Source organism: Streptomyces sp. NPDC038200, from assembly GCF_055600785.1.
Map to the genome: position 1 here is coordinate 190,351 of NZ_JBVJYH010000007.1, position 18,549 is coordinate 208,899.

Here is an 18,549-nt window from a genome sequence, read left to right on the forward strand (position 1 = left end):
ATGGGCATCCGCTTCGACTCCGTCACGGTCGCCTACGACGGCAACGTCGTCCTCGACGCCCTCGACCTGACCGTCGAGCCCGGCGAGGTCATGGCGCTCCTCGGACCGTCCGGATCCGGCAAGACCACCGCGCTGCGGGCGGTCGCCGGGTTCGTCCGGCCCGCGTCCGGGCGGGTGCTCCTCGGCGGCGAGGACGTGACGGACCTGCCGCCGTACCGGCGGGGGATCGGCATGGTCGTCCAGAGCTACGCCCTCTTCCCGCACCTGCGTGTCGACGAGAACGTGGCCTTCGGACTCAAGGCCCGCAAGACGCCCAGGAGCGAGATCCGGCAGCGGGTCGCCGAGGCGCTGGAGCTGACCGGCATGGCCGGCTACGCCCGCCGGCACCCGCGCGAGCTGTCCGGCGGCCAGCAGCAGCGCGTCGCCATCGCCCGCGCGCTCGCCATCCGGCCCCGCGTCCTGCTCCTGGACGAGCCGCTGTCCGCGCTGGACGCCCGGCTGCGCTCCGACATGCTCGCCGAGCTGGCCCGGCTGCACCGCGAGTTGCCGGACGTCTCGATGCTGTACGTCACCCACGACCAGGTCGAGGCGCTCACTCTGGCCGACCGGATCGCGGTGATGGACAAGGCCCGCCTCCAGGGCTGCGGCACGCCCAGGGAGCTGTACCGGTCCCCGGACAACGCGTTCACGGCGTCGTTCGTGGGCGGCGCCAACCTGCTGCCGGTGACCGTCGGATCCGGGGGCGTCGACTTCTCCGGCACCCGGCTGAAGGTCGACACGGCGGCGGCGGTCGCGGGAGCACGGGCCACACTGTGCGTCCGGCCGCACCTGGTCGGACTGGGCGAGGGGCCGAACCGGATCACCGGCACGGTCGCCGAGATCCAGTGGCGGGGCGCGACGCACCGGCTGTACGTCGAGATCGACGGGCACCGAGTCATGGCGGACGTGCGTGAACTGAAGGAGCCGCCGGTCCACGGCGAGCCGGTGACCCTGCACTTCGCGCCCGAGGACGCGGTGCTGCTGCCCGCGGGGGTGAGCCATGGCTGAGGCCGTCGCGAAACCGCGGGCCGTGCGCGGCGGAACCCGCCCACGCGGCAGCCGGAAGCAGGCCCCGGCCCCGCGCTCCCCCGGGGCGCTGCTCTGGGCCCTTCCCCCCTTCGCCCTCCTCGCCCTCTTCTTCCTCTACCCGCTCGCCCTCGTCGTCCGGCAGTCCCTCCACCCGGACACCGGCGGCGTCTCGCTCCAGCCGTACTCCGACGTGTTCGCCTCCGAGGGCTTCCGGCACGCGCTGTGGACCACCGTCTGGCTGGCGCCGGCCGCCACCGCGGGCTGTCTGGTCCTCGGGTTCCTGCTGGCGCTGGTCATCGCCTTCGTGCCGTTCCCGGGCGCCAGGACGGTGGCGCGATTCATCGACGTGTACCTGTCCTTCCCGTCCTTCCTCATCACCCTGGCGCTGCTGTTCCTCTACGGCACCACCGGCGTCGTCGGTTCCTTCCGGTTCCTCACCACGCCGTGGGGTGTGCTGCTGGCGGAGGTCACCTACTTCACGCCGTTCGTGATGCGCCCGCTGCTCGCCGCCTTCGCGCAGCTCGACACCGCCCAGCTGGAGGTGGCCGGTTCCCTGGGGGCGCGGGCACCGCGGATCGTCCGGCAGGTGATCCTGCCGGAGGCGCTGCCCGCGCTCGCGGCCGGCGGCAGCCTCGTCCTGGTGCTGTGCCTCAACGAGTTCGGGATCGTGCTGTTCACCGGCGCGAAGGGGGTCACCACCCTGCCGATGCTCGTCTACGGCAAGGCCATCCTGGAGTCCGACTACCCGGGCGCCTGCGCGGTCGCCGTCGTCAACGTCCTGATCTCCGTGGGCCTGTACGGCCTGTACCGGGTGGTGAGCCGTCGTGCTGGTGCATAGCCGCAAGGCCAGGTGGGCCCTGTGGGCGGTGTTCCTCGTCCTGTTCCTGCCGCTGTTCGCGCTGCCCCTCCTCGTCGTCCTCGGCGCCTCCTTCGCCACCCACTGGTCCGGCGCCCTGCCCTCGGGCCCGACCATCGCCAACTACCGTGCCGCCACCCGGGACGAGGCCCTCCAGGCACTCACCACCAGCCTCGTCACGGCCGTCGCCGCCAGCCTGCTCGCGCTGACCGCCGGCACCTGGGCCGCACTGGCCGGGGCGGCCCTGAGGAAGCGGTACCGCCGACTGCTCGACGCCGTGTTCGTCCTGCCCGTCGCCGTGCCGTCGGTGGTGGTCGGACTGTCGGTGCTGGTGGCGTTCTCCCAGCCGCCGCTGCTGCTCAACGGCACCCGGTGGATCGTGATCAGCGCGCACACCGTCCTGGTCACCGCCTTCGCCCACCAGTCGGTGTCGGCGGCCCTCACCCGCCTCGACCCGGCCTACGAGCAGGCCGCCGCCTCCCTCGGCGCCCGGCCCGCTTATGTCCTCCTCCGGGTGCGGCTGCCGCTGCTGCTGCCCTCGCTCACCGCCGCCGCCGGCCTCTGCTTCGCCCTCTCCATGGGCGAGCTGAGCGCCACGATGATGCTCTACCCGCCCGACTGGACCCCGCTGCCCGTCCTGATCTACGCGGCCACCGACCGCGGCGCCCTGTTCACCGGCTCCGCCGTCGCCGTGGTGCTGATGGCGGCCACCCTGCTCGTCCTGTTCGCCGTCTCCCGGATCCGCACCCGGGCGTCGTACCGCTGACACCTCCGCCGACGCCCCCCACCGCACCGCAGACACCTCCGCCAACGCCCCGGCCCCGCAAGGAGTTCCTCTCGCCATGCCCAGAAACCGCGTCGCACTCGCCGTAGCCCTCGCCCTGCTCGCCACCCCCGCGCTGTCCGCCTGTGGCGGCTCCTCCGCCGCCTCCGACGCCAAGGTCGTCACCGTCTACAGCGCCGACGGCCTGAAGGGCGAGAACGGCGACGGCTGGTACGACCAGGTCTTCGCCGACTTCCGGAAGCAGACCGGCATCGAGGTCAAGTACGTCGAGGGCGGCTCCGGCGAGATGGTGCAGCGCGCCGTCCGCGAGAAGAACAACCCGCAGGCCGATGTGCTGGTCACCCTCCCGCCGTTCATCCAGCAGGCCGGCGGCAAGGGCCTGCTGCAGAAGTACGAGCCGAAGGACTCCGATCAGGTCAGCGGAGCCGACAAGGCCCCCGACGGCACCTGGACCTCCGTCGTCAACAACTACTTCGGCTTCGTCTACAACAAGAAGGAGCTGAAGCAGGCCCCCAGGACCTGGGACGAACTGCTCGACGCCAAGTACAGGAACAAACTCCAGTACTCCACCCCGGGCGTGGCCGGCGACGGCACCGCCGTGCTCATCAAGGCCGTCCACGACTTCGGCGGCAAGGAGCAGGCCCTCGCCTACCTGAAGAAGCTCCAGGCCAACAACGTGGGCCCGTCCGCCTCCACCGGCAAGCTCGCCGCCAAGGTCGACAAGGGCGAACTCCTCGTCGCCAACGGCGATGTGCAGATGAACTACGCCCAGACCAAGACCATGCCCGACCTCGGCATCTGGTTCCCGGCCGGCAAGGACGGCAAGCCCACCACCTTCGCCCTGCCCTACGCGGCCGGCCTGGTCACCAAGGCCCCGCACAGTGAGAACGGCAGGAAGCTGCTCGACTTCATGCTCGCGCGCAAGCAGCAGCAGGAGGTCAGCGAGATCGGCGGCGGCTTCTCCGCCCGCCGGGACGTGAAGGCCACCGACGCCGACGCCGTCGCCCTCACCAAGGTCATGGACGGCGTGGACTTCTTCCAGCCCGACTGGAACGACATCGACGACCACCTCGGCACGTACGTCGAGGACTGGAAGTCCGCCACCGGCAGCTGACCCCTCCGCGACGCCCCTGGAACCACCGGGGGCGTCGCCATGCCCGCACGCACGTCCACCCCCCGTCTCCCGGAGGTCTCCGTGCCCAGCCTCTCCCGTCGTTCCCTCCTCGTCTCCGCCGCCGCGGTGGCCGCGTCCGCCGGACCCCTCGGCGCCGTCGCCCGCGCGGCCGACCGCACCCCCAAGGTGCTGGTCATCGGCCTGGACGGCGCCCTGCTCAGCCGCATCAAGGACGCCGACGCGCCGAACCTGGACGCCCTGATGGCCGCCGGTCTCACCGCGCCCAGCAGCATCTACGCCAACCCGCTCGCCCCGACCCTGTCCGGCCCCGGCTGGTCGACGATCATCACCGGCGTCTGGCCCGACAAACACAACGTCAAGGACAACGCCTTCACCGGCTCCCGGTTCACGCGGTACCCGGACTTCCTCACCCGCGTCGAGACGGTGAAGCCCGCCCTGACCACCTACGCCGTCGCCTCGTGGGCGCCGATCACCGACACCGTCTTCTCCTCGGAGGTCGACACCCGCGTCTCCACCCCGAGCGCCGAGTACGACACCGGCACCACCTCCCGCGCGGTGGCGACGCTGCGGGACGGCAACCCGGACGCGGTCTTCGTCCACCTCGACAACATCGACCACGCCGGTCACAGCCACGGCGCCGCCTCCGCCGAGTACCTGGACGCCATCCACGGCGCCGACGCCCAGGTCGGCCTGCTCCTCGCCGCGGTCAGGGCCCGGCCCGCCCACGCCACCGAGGACTGGCTGATCATGGTCACCGCCGACCACGGCCACACCGACGCCGGCGGGCACGGCGGCTCCACCCTCCAGGAGCGGCAGACCTTCCTCATCGCCACCGGCCCGACCCTGGCGGCCGGTTCGGTGCGGTACGACGTGAAGATGCCCGACGTCGCCGCCTCCGCGCTCGCCCACCTCGGCATCCCGCTCGACCCGGCCTGGGACCTGGACGGCCGCCCGGTCCAGCAGCCCGCCCCCGACGACTTCGACGCCCTGCGCGGCCGCTTGCAGTCCCGCGTCGACGAGACCGGCATCCCGGCGGGCGTCCTCGGCTTCACCCACACCCCGCCCGCAGGCTGGTCCGTCGACAACTCCGCGATGGGCACCGGCGGGGTCACCGAGTGGCGCGGCTGGACCTTCACCACCGACGAGTTCTGGACCCAGGCCCAGCGCGACCAGAACCGCGAGGGCAACGTCCGCGCCCGGAACGTCTTCGCGGTCGCCGACGGCGACGAGTGGAACGACAAGGCGGTCACCGGCACCTTCGACTCCACCCTGGTCAGCCCCGTCCACCCGGTCACCGGCGGCGGCACGGCCGTCCTGACGTACACCACCTGCTACCGGCACGAGGCCCCGCAGAAGGGCGAGGTCCTCGTCTCCTACGACGGGGGCGCCCCGGCGGTCGTGCGGACGTACACCGCCGACGTGCCCTCGCGCACCGAGAGCATCACCCTCCAGGTGCCCGCGGGCGCGACCGGTGCCCAGGTCCGGTTCCGGTACACCGGCGGCAACAACTGGTACTGGGTGATCGACGGGGTCAGGATCGGCAGGTCCTGACTAGGCTGGGGGCGTCGGTACGCCGTGGTTCCGGCGCCCCCGCTTCCCGAACGCACGTACGCCAGGAGACGCACAACATGGCAGACCGCAAGCCCATCGAGTCGTGGCTCACCGACATGGACGGCGTCCTGATCCACGAAGGGGTGCCGATCCCCGGCGCCGACGCCTTCCTGAAGAAGCTGCGGGAGTCCGGCCGGCCCTTCCTGGTGCTCACCAACAACTCCATCTACACCGCCCGTGATCTGCACGCCCGGCTGCGGCGCATGGGCCTGGACGTGCCGGTGGAGAACATCTGGACCTCGGCCCTGGCCACCGCCCAGTTCCTGAACGACCAGCGGCCCGGCGGCAGCGCCTACGTCATCGGCGAGGCCGGCCTGACCACCGCGCTGCACGACATCGGCTACATCCTCACCGACCACGAACCCGACTTCGTGATCCTCGGCGAGACCCGCACCTACTCCTTCGAGGCCCTGACCAAGGCCGTGCGGCTCATCAACGACGGCGCCCGGTTCATCGCCACCAACCCCGACAACGTCGGCCCCTCCACCGAGGGCGACCTGCCCGCCACGGGCTCGGTGGCCGCGCTGATCACCGCCGCCACCGGCAAGAAGCCGTACTTCGTCGGCAAGCCCAACCCGCTCATGATGCGGGCCGGACTGAACGCGATCGGCGCCCACTCCGAGACGTCCGCGATGATCGGCGACCGCATGGACACCGACGTGCTCGCGGGCCTGGAGGCCGGCATGCGCACCTTCCTGGTGCTGACCGGCGTCACCCAGCCCCCGGACGTCGACCGCTACCCCTTCCGCCCCTCCCAGGTCGTCGACTCCATCGCGGACCTGGTCGACCTGGTCTGAGCCCGGTTCCCGCCGGACCGAAACCCGGCCTCACCCGTTCGGCGCAGCGGGGCGCCCTCCGAGGATGCGGAGACGCCCCGGCCGGGGGAACCTCCTCATAACTGGAGGTTCACGATGGGCTCACTACGCCTCACTGTCTGTGCAGGATTTCTCGTGGTCGCCGCAGGCGCCGCCTTCGCGCCCGCGGCCCACGCGGCGGGCGGCGGCTCGGTCACCGTGACCCCCGCCTCCCCGGCGCCGGGCGACGAGGTCACCCTCCGGGTCAGCGGCTGCGGCGGCGGGCAGGGCACCGCCGCCTCGGCCGCCTTCGTCGCCGACGCCCGGCTGACCGCGGGCCAGGGCCTCCTGGACCGCGCCACGGGAGTCGCGAACGGCGAGACCCGGGTCCGCTCCGCGCTGGAGCCCGGTGCCTACGCCGTCAAGGTCACCTGCGGCGACACCGTGATCACCGGACGGTTCACCGTCGGAGGGCCGGGTGCCGCCCAGGCCGCCGAGCCCGCACGGCCGGACCCCGAGCACGCCTCGCCCATCGCTCCGGTGCCCGCGGGCGGCGGCGGCACCGCGCACTTCGCCACGGTGGCCACCAGCGCCTCCGGACCCGACACCGGTCAGACGGTGACCGGGCTGGCGCTCGCCGGGGTCGCCGCGGCCGCCGTCGGGCTGCGCGCCCGCCGGAGCCGCGGCACCCGCTGAGCGCCCATGTCCGACGACCACGGGGGCGGCACCGCCGCCGGGCGGCTCGTCACCGTCCTGGCCTGGGCGCTGCTGCTGTTCGGGCTGTGGCTGTGGGGGCGCGGGGTGACCGGCACCGGGGGGAGCGCGGAGGGTCCCGCCGCGAGCGGCGTCCTCGCCACCGACGGCTCCGTCGACCCCGCCCTGCTGCCCCGCGCGGCGCGGCCGCTGGGCGACGCCGTGCCCCAGCGTGTCGACATCCCCGCCCTGGGCGTCCAGGCTCCGGTGGTGGCCCGCGGTCTGGACGCCCAGGGCGCCATCGACCCGCCGCCCTACTCCCAGGCGGGCGTGGTCGGCTGGTACGGCGCCGGTCCGGGACCGGGCGCCGCCGGTGCGGCCCTGCTGGTGGGCCATGTCGACACCGAGACCCGGCCCGCCGTCTTCTACCGGCTCAGCACCCTCAAGCCGGGCCAGCGGGTCCGGGTGTTCCGCGCGGACGGCAGGGTCGCCGAGTTCACCGTCGACGACGTCCGCGTGCTGCCCCGCGCCGGCTTCGACGCCGGGCAGGCGTACGGCCAGCGCGAACGGGGCCGCGCCGAACTCCGTCTGATCACCTGCGGCGGCACCTTCGACCGCGTCAGCCACAGCTACACGGCGAACGTGGTGGTCTCCGCGTACCTCACGGGGACGGCCGGCTGAGCGGGCGGGCGGTTCCCCCGGGGGCCACGGCCGCGGGGGACAGGCGGGTGCGGACGTTGCCGAAGTGGTCCCTTATGGCCCGCTCCGCCCGCAGCGAGTCACCGGAGCGGACCGCGTCCAGGATCTCCCGGTGCTGGCGGCAGGTGACCCGCGGATCCTGCGGCACGTCCACCAGGTCCTGCCCCACCCGGTGGAAGGCGTCCCAGAACGCCTCCAGCACCTCGCCGAGCAGGACGTTGTCCAGTCCCCGGTAGAGAGTGGCGTGGAAGGCCCGGTCGGTCTCGGCGAGCCCGGTCCCCTCGGCGGCCTCCCGCTCCATGCGGTCCACGAGCGCTTCCAGCGCCCTGAGGTCCGCCTCCGGCAGCCGCCCGGCGAGCCGTGACACCAGCCCGGTCTCGACGGCCTCGCGCAGCTCCAGCAGCTGGAGCAGGGAGTCCTCGCCGCGGTAGTGGCCGGCCACGGTCCGGAAGGCCAGGCCCTCGATCATCGGCGCGAACGACATCGAGCCGACGTACGTCCCGAAGCCGTGCCGGATCTCCACGATCCCCATCGCCTGGAGCGCCTTGAGGGCCTCGCGGACCGAGTTCCGGCTGGCCCCGAGGAGCCGCATCAGCTCGGGTTCGGTGGGCAGCGGGGCACCCGAGGGCAGCCGCTGGTCCACGATCAGCTTCTTGATCCGCTCCTGAAGGTCCCGGGCTGCCATGGCCAGAGGGTAACCGGCCATTCGGATGAGGCATACGAAAAGCCCCCCGCTTTCGCGAGGGGCTTTCCGGTCGGTGCGCCGCCAGGGACTCGAACCCCGGACCCGCTGATTAAGAGTCAGCTGCTCTAACCAACTGAGCTAGCGGCGCCTGCTGACAGAGAAAACTCTACCCGACCTCCCGGGGTGCTCCCGACCACCCCGAGGGGGCGGGGGGCCGCCCGGAGGGGCCGCGTACATCATTCGGACCGTCAAAATGCGCGTTCCGTGGACGGTTGGGAAACTGATCAACGTGCACACTCGCGGACAAAACACCCCCGAATGTGAGGCAGATCGCATGACCGCTCCGGTGTTCGACGAAATCGATCCCGCGAGCGACTGCGACTGCCCTGGTTGCGCCGACGGCCGTCGGCAGGCCCCCGGCCGGTCGCCCGGCCGCGGCCACCCGGCGGCCCGCTCGGTCGTGGTCGTGGCCGCCGCCTCCGCCGCTCTCGGCGCGGCCCCGCCGGCCGCCGCCCTCGCCCCCGGTCACTCCCCGCACCGCCAGGCCCTGCCCGGTGACGGCGAACCCGAGACCCCGCAGGGCAAGAAGGCCCCGCTGCACGGCTCGGCCGGCCAGTCCGGGGGGACCACCACCGCCCCGATCCCCGCCACCACCCGGACCGACATCATCAAACGGGCCAAGGTCTGGGTGGCCGCCAAGGTCCCCTACAGCATGAGCGCCTTCTGGTCCGACGGTTACCGGCAGGACTGCTCGGGCTATGTCTCCATGGCCTGGGGCCTGCCGAGCAACGAGTGGACGGGCAGCCTCGACCAGTTCGGCACGAAGATCGCCAAGGAGGAGCTCCAGCCCGGCGACATCCTGCTCTACCACAACCCCGACAACCCCGAGAAGGGCTCCCATGTGGTGATCTTCGGCGGCTGGACGGACTACACGCACACCTACTACACGGTCTACGAGCAGACACCGCCGCACGCCCGCAGCCAGACCACCCCCTATCCCTACTGGAGCAACACCGGCAAATACGTCCCCTACCGCTACAAGGGCGTGACCAAGAGCGCGGCCGGCACGAAGGGGGCGACCGGCGTGAGGGCGGCGGTGCCCTACCCGGGCGCGGCCTACTTCGGGCCCGGCGCCGAGAACAAGTACGTGACCATGCTCGGCGAGATGCTGATCGCCAGAGGGGCGGGCGCGTACTACCCGAAGGGCCCGGACCAGGTCTGGGACGAGTCGGACCGGCGCGCCACCCAGGCGTTCCAGCAGGCCCAGGGGTGGACGGGCGCCGAGGCCGACGGGCTGCCCGGCCCGCGCACCTGGGCGCTGCTGGCCTCGGGCCAGGGCAAGGCCGTCCCACCCGGACCCGCCGGCCCCGCCTCGCACGGGGTGCCCGGCTACCCGGGGCGGCAGTACTTCCGGCCGGGCGCGACCAACGACTACGTCACCCGGCTCGGTGTCCGGCTGGCGGAGAAGGGGTTCGGCCGGTTCTACGCCCTCGGCCCGGGCCCGCACTGGGGCGAGGCGGACCGGCGGGCCGTCGAGGCCTTCCAGCGCACCCAGGGCTGGCGGGGCGGCGCGGCGGACGGCTACCCGGGGCCGGAGACCTGGCGCCGCCTGTTCGCCTAGCCCGCCCGGCACCCTCTCGCACACTCCCCCTGTTCATGACGCATCTGGCGCGGAGGCTGGAGCACGCATGAGTACGACCACATCCCACACGCCACCCGAGTCCGAGGGGCAGTCGGACGGCGGTGCCGCGGTCCACGGCACCCGGCCGGCCCGTCTGATCCACAACGAGGCGACCACCGAGATCCCGGTCCATCTGCTCTTCCGGGACGATCCCGATCCGGTGAAGGTGCCGCTCAGACCGGCCGTGGTGGGCCGCCGGCAGGGCACCGGAGAGCAGCCCCGGCAGCGCCGCCCGGTGCCGGTGCGCAGACGGCCCCTGCCGGAGGTCGACGCCGAGCTGGTGGAACGTCCGGCGCGGGTGCTGCCGGGGGCGGCCGGGCTGCTCGCCGGGGCCTGCGGGCTCACCGGCTGTCTGGCCACCACCTGGTGGGCGGGGCTGCTCCCCTCGCTCGCCGCGGAGACGCTGCGCCTGCCGGTGCACACGGGCGCCGGGCTCGGTCCGGCGCAGTGGGCCGCGTACGCCGGGGCCGGGCTGCTCGGCGCGTGCGGTTTCGGCGGGCTGACCCGGGGGCGGACCGGCCGGGCCTGGGTGCTCGGCCTGTTCGGGCGGTACCGGGGGACGGTCCGGCGCACCGGGCTGCTGTGGGTGAATCCGCTGGTGCTGCGCCGCCGGGCGGATGTGCGGCTGCGGCACTGGCGCAGCGAGGCGATGCCGGCGGCGGATCCCGACGGGATGGCGCTGCGGGTGGTCGTGCTGGTGGTGTGGCGGGTGCGGGACACCGCGCGGGCCCTGCTCGGCGTCGAGGACCACGAGACGTACGTGCGGGAGTGCGTGGAGGCGGCGCTGGCCCGGGTGCCGGTGGAGCCGACGGGCGGGACGCGGGGCGGGACGACGGCGGCCGGGGACGCGCTGACCCGGCTGGTCGCGACGGAGACCGCGCCGGTCGGCGTGGAGGTGTTCTCGGTGCAGCCGGTCCGGGTGGACTACGCCCCCGAGGTGGCCGCCGCCGTGCACCGGCGCCGGATCGCCGCGCTGGACGCCCGGCAGCGGGCCAGCATGCTCACCTCGGTGGTGGACTCGGTGGAGGACACCGTGACCCGGCTGACCATGCGCGGCCTGGTCGAACTGGACGACTACGAGCGCAAGGTGCTGGTCCGCGACCTCACGGTGGCGTTCTGCTCGGGACGCGGCGAACCGGTCTAGTCCGGTTCGCGATTGGTATGGACATGTTCAACTCACGGCAATAATCTGAGACTTGGTCTAGACCTACCTGCACGGCTCATCGAACTCCCCACGTTCTCCAGGAGCGGCAGCATGCGCACCAAGACCAAGTTGTCCGCGGTGGTGCTGGGCGCGGTGACCGCCGGAGCCTTCGCGCTCTCCACCGGCGGCGCCAGCGGCCACGGCTACACCGACCTCCCCATCAGCAGGCAGAAGCTCTGCCAGAACGGCACCGTGGCGAACTGCGGCCAGATCCAGTGGGAGCCGCAGAGCGTCGAGGGCCCGAAGGGCTTCCCGGCCGGCGGCCCCGCCGACGGCCAGATCTGCAACGCCGGCCTGGGTCAGTTCGCCCAGCTCAGCGCGCCGAAGACGCCGTCGGGCGCGGCCTGGCCCACCACCAAGGTGACGGGCGGCCAGTCGTACACCTTCCGCTGGCAGTTCACCGCGATGCACGCCACGACCGACTTCAAGTACTACGTCACCAAGGCGGGCTGGAACCAGAACCACAACCTCGCCCGCTCGGACCTCAACCTCACCCCGTTCCTGACGGTGCCCTACAACGGCCAGCGCCCGCCGGCCACGCTCAGCCACAGCGGCACACTGCCGTCCGGCCTGAGCGGGCACCACGTCATCGTCGCGGTGTGGACGATCGCCGACACGAGCAACGCGTTCTACGCCTGCTCGGACGTCACCTTCTGATCCGCGTTCCGGCACAGCCCGGAAACTGAGCATTCTCTGAGGTCGGCCGCCCGGCCGGTCGGATAGGTTCGCGCCACGCCGGCCGACCGAACCGGCGCCGACCTCGGGGGACACCATGGAGCTCTTCTTCTACGCCGTGCCCGGCCTCATGCTCGCGGGCTTCGCGTTCGCCGCGTACCTGCTGGTCCGCCGCGCCCGGCGGATCAGCAGGACGTGGGCGCACGGCCTGACCGCCGAGGCGCGCTGTCTGCGGACGTACACCACGACCAGTGGCGGCGGCGGGGACACGTCCGTGCACACGACCCTGCACCACGTCTACGAGTTCACCACCCGCGAGGGCCGCACGGTCCGCTTCGAGGAGGAGGACGGTCCCGGGACCGTCCTGGAGGGTGACTTCGTGACCGTGCGCTACCTCCCCGAACTGCCCCAGCAGGCCACCGCCAAGCCGCCGGCGCCCGGCAGGCTCGCCGCCGGCACCGGCTGCGGGCTGGCCTTCCTCGGCGTGGCGGGCGCCTTCTGCGTCGGCTTCATGATCCTCGCCCACACGATCTTCGCCGAGTCGGGCGGCCTCATGCCGTAGCCCTCCCCATCTGACGCCATGTCAGCTACCGTGCGCGGCCATGGACACCACGCCGCACACGGTCGCCGCGCTGATCGCGGCGCGCTGGGGTGACCACCGGCCCGGGCTGTGGTGCGAGGACCGGGTGCTGACACACCACGAGGTGGCCGCCGGCGCCGCCGCACGGGCCGCGCTGCTGGCCGACCTGCTCCCGCCCGGTGCCGTACCGCACGTCGGGGTGCTGCTCGACAACACCGAGGAGTTCCCGCTCTGGCTCGGCGCCGCGGCCCTCGCCGGGGCGGCCGTCGCCGGCGTCAACCCCACCCGGCGCGGTCCCGAACTGGCCCGCGACATCCGGCACACCGAGTGCCCGCTGCTGGTCACCGAGCGGGCCCACCTCCCCCTGCTGGCCGGGCTGGACCTGCCCGCCGTCCGGCTGCTCGTCACGGACACCCCGGAATACGCCGCCCTCCTCGCGCCCTACTCGGGTGCCGTGCCCGACCCCTCCCGGGCGGCCCCGGCCGACCGGCTGCTGCTGTACTTCACCTCCGGCTCCACCGGCGCCCCCAAGGCCGCGCTCTGCTCCCAGGGCCGGCTGGCGGCGGCCGGGCAGGCCCTGGTGCGGCAGTTCGGGGTGGGCCCGGACGACGTGCACTACGTCTGCATGCCGATGTTCCACGGCAACGCGGTGATCGCGGACTGGGCGCCCGCGCTGGCCGCAGGCGCCGGGGTGGCCCTGCGCCGGCGCTTCTCGGCCTCCGGCTTCCTGCCCGACGTACGCCGATACCGCGCGACCTACTTCACCTACGTCGGCCGGGCCGTCCAGTACGTCCTCGCCACCGAGCCGCGCCCCGACGACCGGGACAATCCGCTGCGGCTCGGCTTCGGGACGGAGGCGGGCGCGGTGGACGCGGCGGCCTTCGAGCGGCGTTTCGGGGTACGGCTGGTGGAGGGGTACGGCTCCTCCGAGGGCGGGGCGGCGATCCAGTGGGCGCCCGGGACCCCGGCGGGGGCGGTGGGCCCGGCCGGCCCCGGTCTGGCGGTGCTGGACCCCGCCACCGGACGGGAGTGCCCGCCGGCCGTCTTCGACACGGCCGGGCGGCTGCTCAACGGGGCACAGGCGATAGGCGAACTGGTCAACCGCGCCCCGAACCCCTTCGAGGGCTACTGGCGCAACCCGGCCGCCGAGGCCGAGCGGCGCCGGGCGGGGGCCTACTGGACCGGCGACCTGTTCTACCGCGACACCGACGGCTACCTCTACTTCGCGGGCCGTACCGACGACCGGATCCGGGTCGACGGCGAGAACCTGGCCGCCGCGATGATCGAGAACATCGTCGCCCGGTACGCGGGCGCCGACGCCGTCGCCGTGTACGGGGTACCGGATCCGGTCACCGGCGACCAGGTGATGGCGACCGTCGCCGGGAGCTTCGACCCGGTGGGCTTCGCGGCGTTCCTGCGGGCCCAGCCGGACCTCGGGACGAAGATGGCACCCCGGTTCGTACGGGTGGTGCGGCGGATGCCGGTGACGGCGACGAACAAGATCGAGCGGGCGCGGCTGCGCCGGGAGGGGTACGCCTGCGCGGATCCCGTGTGGTGGCGTCCACCGGGGGAGGAGGCGTACCGGAGACTGACCGCGGAAGACGCCGAAGGGCCCCTCGCTTCCGCGAAGGACCCTTCGATCTCGTGCGCCGCCAGGGACTCGAACCCCGGACCCGCTGATTAAGAGTCAGCTGCTCTAACCAACTGAGCTAGCGGCGCATGACTCCCGCCACCGCGGTTTTTCGCTCCCGCGGCCGGCGACGAAGAAAATACTACCTGGTCCTGAGCGGTGCTCGTGACCACCTCGGTGGCCGCCTAGAGCGTCAGCGAGAGCAGGACCGGTGCCGCGCTGCGGTTCAGGGCGTCCGCGGCCTGCTTCAGCCGGTGCGCGTCCTCCACCGGGAGCGAGAGGGCCAGGCAGCCGACGGAGGAGCCCGCGGTGATCGGGACGGCCGCGCAGACCGTGCCCACCGCGTACTCCTGGAGGTCCAGCACCGGAACCGTGGGCGGCTGCGACTCCAGGCGGGACAGCAGCAGCTTGTCGCTGGTGATGGTGCGCGAGGTGAGGCGGGCCATCTTGTGCCGGGAGAGGTGATCGCGGCGGGCGTTGTGGTCCAGCTGGGTCAGCAGGCTCTTGCCGACGGCGGTGGCGTGGGCGGAGTAGCGGAAGTCCACCCACTCGTTGACCGCCGGGGTGGCCGGTCCGGCCGCGTACTGGGTGACCCGGACCTCGCCGTCGACGTACCGGCTCATGTAGACGGCCGCGCCGACCGAGTCGCGCAGCCGGTCCAGGGTGTGCTGGAGCTTGTCGCGCAGGGCCTGCTCCCGGTCGTGCGCCGAGGTGAGCCGCCGCAGGGTCTCACCCGTGACGTACGCCCCGTCGGTGATCTGCTCGACATAGCCCTCGCGGCGCAGCATCAGCAGCAGGGCGGTGAGCCGCTCGGGGCCGAGGCCGGTGCGGCGGGCCAGCTCGGTGACGGTGACGCCGGCGGCGTGCCGGGCCACGGTCTCCAGCACGCGCAGCGCGTCCTGGGCGGAGTGGTACGGGGCGGTCGGCTCGATTCTCATGGCGCTCCCCCTCGGCCGCGGTCCGGGTCGGCGGACCGTCTCCACGATAGCCGTCAAAGGGCCGACCGGGAGAGGGGGTTGGCGAGATTGTGCCCCGTGCGCCCGCGCCCCCAACTGGGGCGGAGATCCTCTGGCATATGCCAGAGGCATGCCCCAGTGACGGGACCTCGGCTGTTCCCTCCCGCACCCCCGCGTTCACAGCACCGCGCTGATGAATTCCCGGGTGCGCTCCTGCTCCGGGTCGCCGAAGATCTTCTCCGGCGGGCCCGTCTCGATGACCCGGCCCCCGTCGAACATCAGCACCTGGTCGGAGATGTCCCGGGCGAAACCCATCTCGTGGGTCACGCAGAGCATCGTGATGTCGGTGGAGCGCGCGATGTCCCGGAGCAGGTCGAGCACGCCCGCGACCAGCTCGGGGTCGAGCGCGGAGGTCACCTCGTCCAGCAGCAGCACCTGCGGTCGCATCGCCAGCGCCCGGGCGATCGCCACCCGCTGCTGCTGCCCGCCCGAGAGCCGGGTGGGCCGCGCGTCGCACTTGTCGGCCAGGCCCACCAGGTCCAGCAGCTCCCGGGCCCGCGCCTCGGCCTCGTCCTTCGACAGGCCCAGCACCCGGACCGGGGCCTCGGTGAGATTCCGCAGCACCGACATGTTCGGGAACAGGTTGAACTGCTGGAACACCATCCCGATCTTCTTGCGCACCTCCCGGACCTGCTTCTCCGGTGCCGGGAACAGCCGCTGCCCGTCGACGGTGATCGTGCCCTCGTCCGGCTTCGCCAGCGTCATCAGCAGACGGAGGATCGTGGTCTTGCCGGAGCCGGAGGGGCCGATCAGGGTGACGTGCCGGCCCGCGTCCACGGACAGGTCCAGACCGTCGAGGACGGTGTTGTCGCCGAACCGCTTGGTCACGCCCTCCAGACGTATCAGCTCGGTCGGCAGGGTGCCGGTCACGGCCGGCTGCTTGCTGGTCTCAACGGACAAGACGTCGCTCCAGGGTGCGCAGAAGAAGGGAGGCCAGATACGAGACGACGACGAAGGCGACCCCGATCAGCGTCAGGGGCTCGGTGAACTGGAAGTGCTGCTGGGAGACGAGCCGCGCCCGGCCCAGCATCTCCAGCACGCCGATCGTCATCAGCATCGGCGTGTCCTTCAGCATCGCGATGACGTAGTTGCCGAGCGGCGGCACCACCCGGCGGACCGCCTGCGGCAGGATCACCGCCGTCCAGGTGCGCCGCACCGGCAGGCTCAGCGCCGTCGCGGCCTCCCACTGGCCCGCCGGCACCGCCTCGATACCGGCCCGGTAGACCTGCATCGTGTACGTCGAGTAGTGCAGCCCGAGCCCGAGGACACCGGTGGTCAGCGGGGACAGGGTCACACCCGCCTCGGGCAGCACGTAGAACAGGAAGAACAGCTGCACCAGCAGCGGGGTGTCCCGCACGAACTCCGTGAAGACCCCCACCGGCCAGCGCACCCAGCGGGTCGGCGTCCGCAGCAGCAGGGTCCACACCAGCCCCAGCGCGAACGAGATCAGCGACCCCAGGGCCAGCGCCTCCAGGGTGACGGCCAGGCCCTTCCAGAAGAAGGGCATGAAGTCGGAGACGGCTCCCCAGTCCCAGGTCATCGGGCCACCTCCGCCTTCAGCCGGCGCTCCAGACCGCGCATCCCGCGGGTGAGCAGGAACGCGATCACGAAGTAGATCAGCAGCAGATACGTGTAGATCTGGCCGCTCTGCTGGAGGGCGAGGCGCACCAGGTTGCCGCTGAACGCCAGGTCGCCCATGCCCGTGATGGACACCAGCGCGGTGCCCTTGAGCAGCTCCACCAGCAGGTTGGAGAAGGACGGGATCATCTCGGGCACCGCCTGCGGCAGCAGGACCAGGCGGAGCCGCTGCCAGGGCGAGAAGCCGAGCGCGATCCCGCCCTCCCGCTGGGCCGGGTCCACCGCCCGCAGGGCGCCGCGCACGATCTCCGCGCCGTACGCGCCGTAGGTGAGGCCCAGCGCGAGCGTGCCCGCCCACATCGGCACCAGCTGCCAGCCGAAGGCGACCGGCAGCACGAAGAACACCCAGAAGATCATCACCAGCGCGGAGATGCCGCGGAACACCTCGGTGTAGAGGGCCGCGACGAAGCGGACCAGCCGCGAGCGGTGGGTGCGCGCGGCACCGACGACGAACGAGACCGCGCCGGCCAGCAGCGCGCTGTACACCAGCAACTGCAGGGTGGTGCCTATCCCTTGGAGGACGTGAGCCCAAAGTCCCCGGGTCATGAGCCGCACAACTCCTTCGCGGTCAGGGTCGTCATCTCGGCCTTGGTGAAGCCGAACGGCCGGACGATCCGGTACAGCTCCCCGCTCCGGCGCAGCTTGTGCAGCTCGGCGTTGAAGGCGTCCCGCAGCCGGGTCTCCGTCCGGCGGAACGCGAACGCGCCGCCGTCCGCCTTCGGTCTGCCGTCGACCAGCGCCACGAACGGCTCGGTCGACTCGGCCTTGGCGGAGTCCCGCGCGACGAGCCGCGCGGTGACGGCCGTGGCCGTGAACAGGTCCACCCGCCCCGACTCCACCGCGTTCAGCCCGGCGACCTGGTCCGGGACGATGACGAGGTCGCTCTCCTTGTAGCCCGCCTCCACGGCGTGCTGGATCTGCGCGTACCCGGTGCCGGTGGCCACCTTGGCGTGCCGGCGCAGCGCGTCCGCGTAGGTGCGCAGCCCCAGCGGATTGCCCTTGCGGACGATGAAGGCGTCGGGCATCCGGTAGTCCGGATCCGCGAAGATCACCTGCTCGCAGCGGTCCGGGGTGACGTACATGCCCGCGGCCACCACGTCGAACTGCTGCGCGTTCAGCCCCGGGATCAGCGAGCCGAACTCGGTCGGCACCGGCTGTACCCGGTCCACCCCGAGCCGCTTGAAGATCGCCTTCGCCAGCTCGGGCGCCTCCCCGGTGAGATTGCCGTCCCTGTCGATGTAGCCGAAGGGGATCTCACCGGCGATCCCGAGCCGTACGACCCCCTGGGCGCGCAGCCTCTCCAGCAGATCGCCGCCGCCCTTGCCGGACGCCGACGCCACCCGTGTACAGCCCGCCGCGCCCAGCGCACCGAACGCCGCGAGGCCCGCCAGCAACGAGCGCCGGGTGTGTCTGCGTTCCGACCGGATCGTGTGTACGTCGTTCCCAAGTGGTGGAGCCATGGCGGCGCGGCTACCCAAGCGCAACCGGGCTATGCACCCGCTTTTCACGGCCGAACGACGCGTCACCGCCTCGCGGACCCGGCGCGATGTGCACGGCCCGGCAGGCCTGTTGACCCGGCCGCGCGCCCCTGACCTGCGCCGCGGCGGGGGGAGGTCCTGCCGCTCGCGGGCGACGTCGTCCACGCCGCGTTCGCGCGCACCGGGATCCGCGCCCTCTTCCCGCCCCTCGCCTCCACCGAACCCCCACCGGAGAACCCGACGGTCACCCCGATCCCCGGCGGCCTCCGTCACTTCTTCTTCACCGGCACCGAACCGGGCAGGGCCCCGGTGTCGCCGGCTC

Annotated in this window: 18 protein-coding genes, 2 tRNA genes and 2 pseudogenes; 14 read left to right on the forward strand and 8 right to left on the reverse strand. The window is 72.6% G+C overall.

The genetic code is table 11. The features are described from left to right. The 8 genes from ACZ7KF_RS17425 to ACZ7KF_RS17460 all read left to right on the forward strand — a co-directional run bounded on the left by ACZ7KF_RS17425 (position 1) and on the right by ACZ7KF_RS17460 (position 7,622). Positions 1-1,047, forward strand: a complete 1,047-nt coding sequence (locus tag ACZ7KF_RS17425; RefSeq protein ID WP_471074961.1) for an ABC transporter ATP-binding protein — start codon at positions 1-3, stop codon at positions 1,045-1,047. Then, on the forward strand, positions 1,040-1,906 hold the full coding sequence (locus ACZ7KF_RS17430; RefSeq protein ID WP_471074964.1) for a 2-aminoethylphosphonate ABC transporter permease subunit: 867 nt from the start codon (positions 1,040-1,042) through the stop codon (positions 1,904-1,906). The genes ACZ7KF_RS17425 and ACZ7KF_RS17430 overlap by 8 nt, the downstream gene beginning before the upstream one ends. Further along, positions 1,893-2,690: an ABC transporter permease gene (locus ACZ7KF_RS17435; RefSeq protein ID WP_471074967.1), complete on the forward strand. Its 798-nt coding sequence runs from the start codon at positions 1,893-1,895 to the stop codon at positions 2,688-2,690. The genes ACZ7KF_RS17430 and ACZ7KF_RS17435 overlap by 14 nt, the downstream gene beginning before the upstream one ends. A 76-nt stretch (positions 2,691-2,766) precedes the next feature. Beyond that, the gene (locus tag ACZ7KF_RS17440; protein WP_471074970.1) at positions 2,767-3,822 is read left to right on the forward strand and encodes a 2-aminoethylphosphonate ABC transporter substrate-binding protein; all 1,056 of its coding nucleotides are present in this window, start codon (positions 2,767-2,769) and stop codon (positions 3,820-3,822) included. A 39-nt stretch (positions 3,823-3,861) separates the two neighbouring features. After that, a complete protein-coding gene (locus ACZ7KF_RS17445) occupies positions 3,862-5,394 on the forward strand; it encodes an alkaline phosphatase family protein (protein WP_471074973.1) in 1,533 nt (510 codons plus the stop codon). Positions 5,395-5,471: 77 nt separating this feature from the next. Continuing rightward, on the forward strand, positions 5,472-6,251 hold the full coding sequence (locus tag ACZ7KF_RS17450) for an HAD-IIA family hydrolase (RefSeq protein WP_471074976.1): 780 nt from the start codon (positions 5,472-5,474) through the stop codon (positions 6,249-6,251). Between the two features lie 114 nt (positions 6,252-6,365). Beyond that, positions 6,366-6,944 carry a hypothetical protein gene (locus ACZ7KF_RS17455; RefSeq protein ID WP_471074979.1) on the forward strand — a complete coding sequence of 193 codons (579 nt, stop codon included), beginning with the start codon at positions 6,366-6,368 and terminating at the stop codon, positions 6,942-6,944. A gap of 6 nt (positions 6,945-6,950) precedes the next feature. After that, the gene (locus ACZ7KF_RS17460) at positions 6,951-7,622 is read left to right on the forward strand and encodes a class F sortase (protein ID WP_471074982.1); all 672 of its coding nucleotides are present in this window, start codon (positions 6,951-6,953) and stop codon (positions 7,620-7,622) included. Here ACZ7KF_RS17460 and ACZ7KF_RS17465 read toward each other — a convergent pair. Both ACZ7KF_RS17465 and ACZ7KF_RS17470 read right to left on the reverse strand, forming a co-directional pair. Further along, positions 7,603-8,325 carry a FadR/GntR family transcriptional regulator gene (locus ACZ7KF_RS17465; RefSeq protein WP_471074985.1) on the reverse strand — a complete coding sequence of 241 codons (723 nt, stop codon included), beginning with the start codon at positions 8,323-8,325 and terminating at the stop codon, positions 7,603-7,605. The genes ACZ7KF_RS17460 and ACZ7KF_RS17465 overlap by 20 nt on opposite strands. Positions 8,326-8,399: 74 nt before the next feature. Beyond that, a tRNA-Lys gene (locus ACZ7KF_RS17470) sits at positions 8,400-8,473 on the reverse strand. 186 nt (positions 8,474-8,659) lie between these two features. Here ACZ7KF_RS17470 and ACZ7KF_RS17475 point away from each other — a divergent pair. From ACZ7KF_RS17475 to ACZ7KF_RS17495, 5 genes and pseudogenes are all read left to right on the forward strand, one after another. Next, positions 8,660-9,946, forward strand: coding sequence for a peptidoglycan-binding protein (locus ACZ7KF_RS17475; protein ID WP_471074988.1), 1,287 nt, complete (start codon positions 8,660-8,662; stop codon positions 9,944-9,946). 67 nt (positions 9,947-10,013) lie between these two features. Then, positions 10,014-11,150: an SPFH domain-containing protein gene (locus ACZ7KF_RS17480; protein WP_471074991.1), complete on the forward strand. Its 1,137-nt coding sequence runs from the start codon at positions 10,014-10,016 to the stop codon at positions 11,148-11,150. Positions 11,151-11,261: 111 nt separating this feature from the next. Next, positions 11,262-11,867 (forward strand): lytic polysaccharide monooxygenase auxiliary activity family 9 protein, encoded by a 606-nt coding sequence (locus ACZ7KF_RS17485; protein ID WP_471074994.1) that lies wholly within the window; start codon positions 11,262-11,264, stop codon positions 11,865-11,867. A 115-nt stretch (positions 11,868-11,982) separates the two neighbouring features. Next, positions 11,983-12,447: a DUF3592 domain-containing protein gene (locus ACZ7KF_RS17490; RefSeq protein ID WP_471074997.1), complete on the forward strand. Its 465-nt coding sequence runs from the start codon at positions 11,983-11,985 to the stop codon at positions 12,445-12,447. A gap of 40 nt (positions 12,448-12,487) precedes the next feature. Next, positions 12,488-14,145 (forward strand): annotated as a pseudogene (locus ACZ7KF_RS17495) (AMP-binding protein). Here the strand turns inward: ACZ7KF_RS17495 and ACZ7KF_RS17500 are convergent. The 6 genes from ACZ7KF_RS17500 to ehuB form a co-directional block, all read right to left on the reverse strand. After that, positions 14,111-14,184 (reverse strand) — tRNA-Lys (locus ACZ7KF_RS17500). The pseudogene ACZ7KF_RS17495 and the gene ACZ7KF_RS17500 overlap by 35 nt on opposite strands. Positions 14,185-14,280: 96 nt before the next feature. Beyond that, entirely contained in the window at positions 14,281-15,033 is a 753-nt protein-coding gene (locus ACZ7KF_RS17505; protein WP_471075000.1) for an IclR family transcriptional regulator, read from the reverse strand. Between the two features lie 195 nt (positions 15,034-15,228). Continuing rightward, on the reverse strand, positions 15,229-16,011 hold the full coding sequence (gene ehuA, locus ACZ7KF_RS17510; RefSeq protein ID WP_471075003.1) for an ectoine/hydroxyectoine ABC transporter ATP-binding protein EhuA: 783 nt from the start codon (positions 16,009-16,011) through the stop codon (positions 15,229-15,231). Beyond that, positions 16,001-16,651 carry an ectoine/hydroxyectoine ABC transporter permease subunit EhuD gene (gene ehuD, locus ACZ7KF_RS17515; RefSeq protein ID WP_471075006.1) on the reverse strand — a complete coding sequence of 217 codons (651 nt, stop codon included), beginning with the start codon at positions 16,649-16,651 and terminating at the stop codon, positions 16,001-16,003. The genes ehuA and ehuD overlap by 11 nt, the downstream gene beginning before the upstream one ends. Beyond that, on the reverse strand, positions 16,648-17,295 hold the full coding sequence (gene ehuC / locus ACZ7KF_RS17520) for an ectoine/hydroxyectoine ABC transporter permease subunit EhuC (RefSeq protein ID WP_225822820.1): 648 nt from the start codon (positions 17,293-17,295) through the stop codon (positions 16,648-16,650). The genes ehuD and ehuC overlap by 4 nt, the downstream gene beginning before the upstream one ends. Further along, a complete protein-coding gene (ehuB, locus tag ACZ7KF_RS17525) occupies positions 17,292-18,209 on the reverse strand; it encodes an ectoine/hydroxyectoine ABC transporter substrate-binding protein EhuB (protein WP_471075010.1) in 918 nt (305 codons plus the stop codon). The genes ehuC and ehuB overlap by 4 nt, the downstream gene beginning before the upstream one ends. 31 nt (positions 18,210-18,240) lie before the next feature. Between ehuB and ACZ7KF_RS17530 the strand changes: the two are divergent. Further along, positions 18,241-18,527 (forward strand): annotated as a pseudogene (locus ACZ7KF_RS17530) (DUF3830 family protein); the annotation flags it as partial. Between the last annotated feature and the right edge of the window lie 22 nt (positions 18,528-18,549).

Coding starts and splice junctions, on each gene's coding strand:
- ACZ7KF_RS17425 (WP_471074961.1), top strand. CDS start 1: ATGGGCATCCGCTTCGACTCCGTCACGGTCGCCTACGACGGCAACGTC.
- ACZ7KF_RS17430 (WP_471074964.1), top strand. CDS start 1,040: ATGGCTGAGGCCGTCGCGAAACCGCGGGCCGTGCGCGGCGGAACCCGC.
- ACZ7KF_RS17440 (WP_471074970.1), top strand. CDS start 2,767: ATGCCCAGAAACCGCGTCGCACTCGCCGTAGCCCTCGCCCTGCTCGCC.
- ACZ7KF_RS17445 (WP_471074973.1), top strand. CDS start 3,862: ATGCCCGCACGCACGTCCACCCCCCGTCTCCCGGAGGTCTCCGTGCCC.
- ACZ7KF_RS17450 (WP_471074976.1), top strand. CDS start 5,472: ATGGCAGACCGCAAGCCCATCGAGTCGTGGCTCACCGACATGGACGGC.
- ACZ7KF_RS17455 (WP_471074979.1), top strand. CDS start 6,366: ATGGGCTCACTACGCCTCACTGTCTGTGCAGGATTTCTCGTGGTCGCC.
- ACZ7KF_RS17460 (WP_471074982.1), top strand. CDS start 6,951: ATGTCCGACGACCACGGGGGCGGCACCGCCGCCGGGCGGCTCGTCACC.
- ACZ7KF_RS17465 (WP_471074985.1), bottom strand. CDS start 8,325: ATGGCAGCCCGGGACCTTCAGGAGCGGATCAAGAAGCTGATCGTGGAC.
- ACZ7KF_RS17475 (WP_471074988.1), top strand. CDS start 8,660: ATGACCGCTCCGGTGTTCGACGAAATCGATCCCGCGAGCGACTGCGAC.
- ACZ7KF_RS17480 (WP_471074991.1), top strand. CDS start 10,014: ATGAGTACGACCACATCCCACACGCCACCCGAGTCCGAGGGGCAGTCG.
- ACZ7KF_RS17485 (WP_471074994.1), top strand. CDS start 11,262: ATGCGCACCAAGACCAAGTTGTCCGCGGTGGTGCTGGGCGCGGTGACC.
- ACZ7KF_RS17490 (WP_471074997.1), top strand. CDS start 11,983: ATGGAGCTCTTCTTCTACGCCGTGCCCGGCCTCATGCTCGCGGGCTTC.
- ACZ7KF_RS17505 (WP_471075000.1), bottom strand. CDS start 15,033: ATGAGAATCGAGCCGACCGCCCCGTACCACTCCGCCCAGGACGCGCTG.
- ehuD (WP_471075006.1), bottom strand. CDS start 16,651: ATGACCTGGGACTGGGGAGCCGTCTCCGACTTCATGCCCTTCTTCTGG.
- ehuC (WP_225822820.1), bottom strand. CDS start 17,295: ATGACCCGGGGACTTTGGGCTCACGTCCTCCAAGGGATAGGCACCACC.
- ehuB (WP_471075010.1), bottom strand. CDS start 18,209: ATGGCTCCACCACTTGGGAACGACGTACACACGATCCGGTCGGAACGC.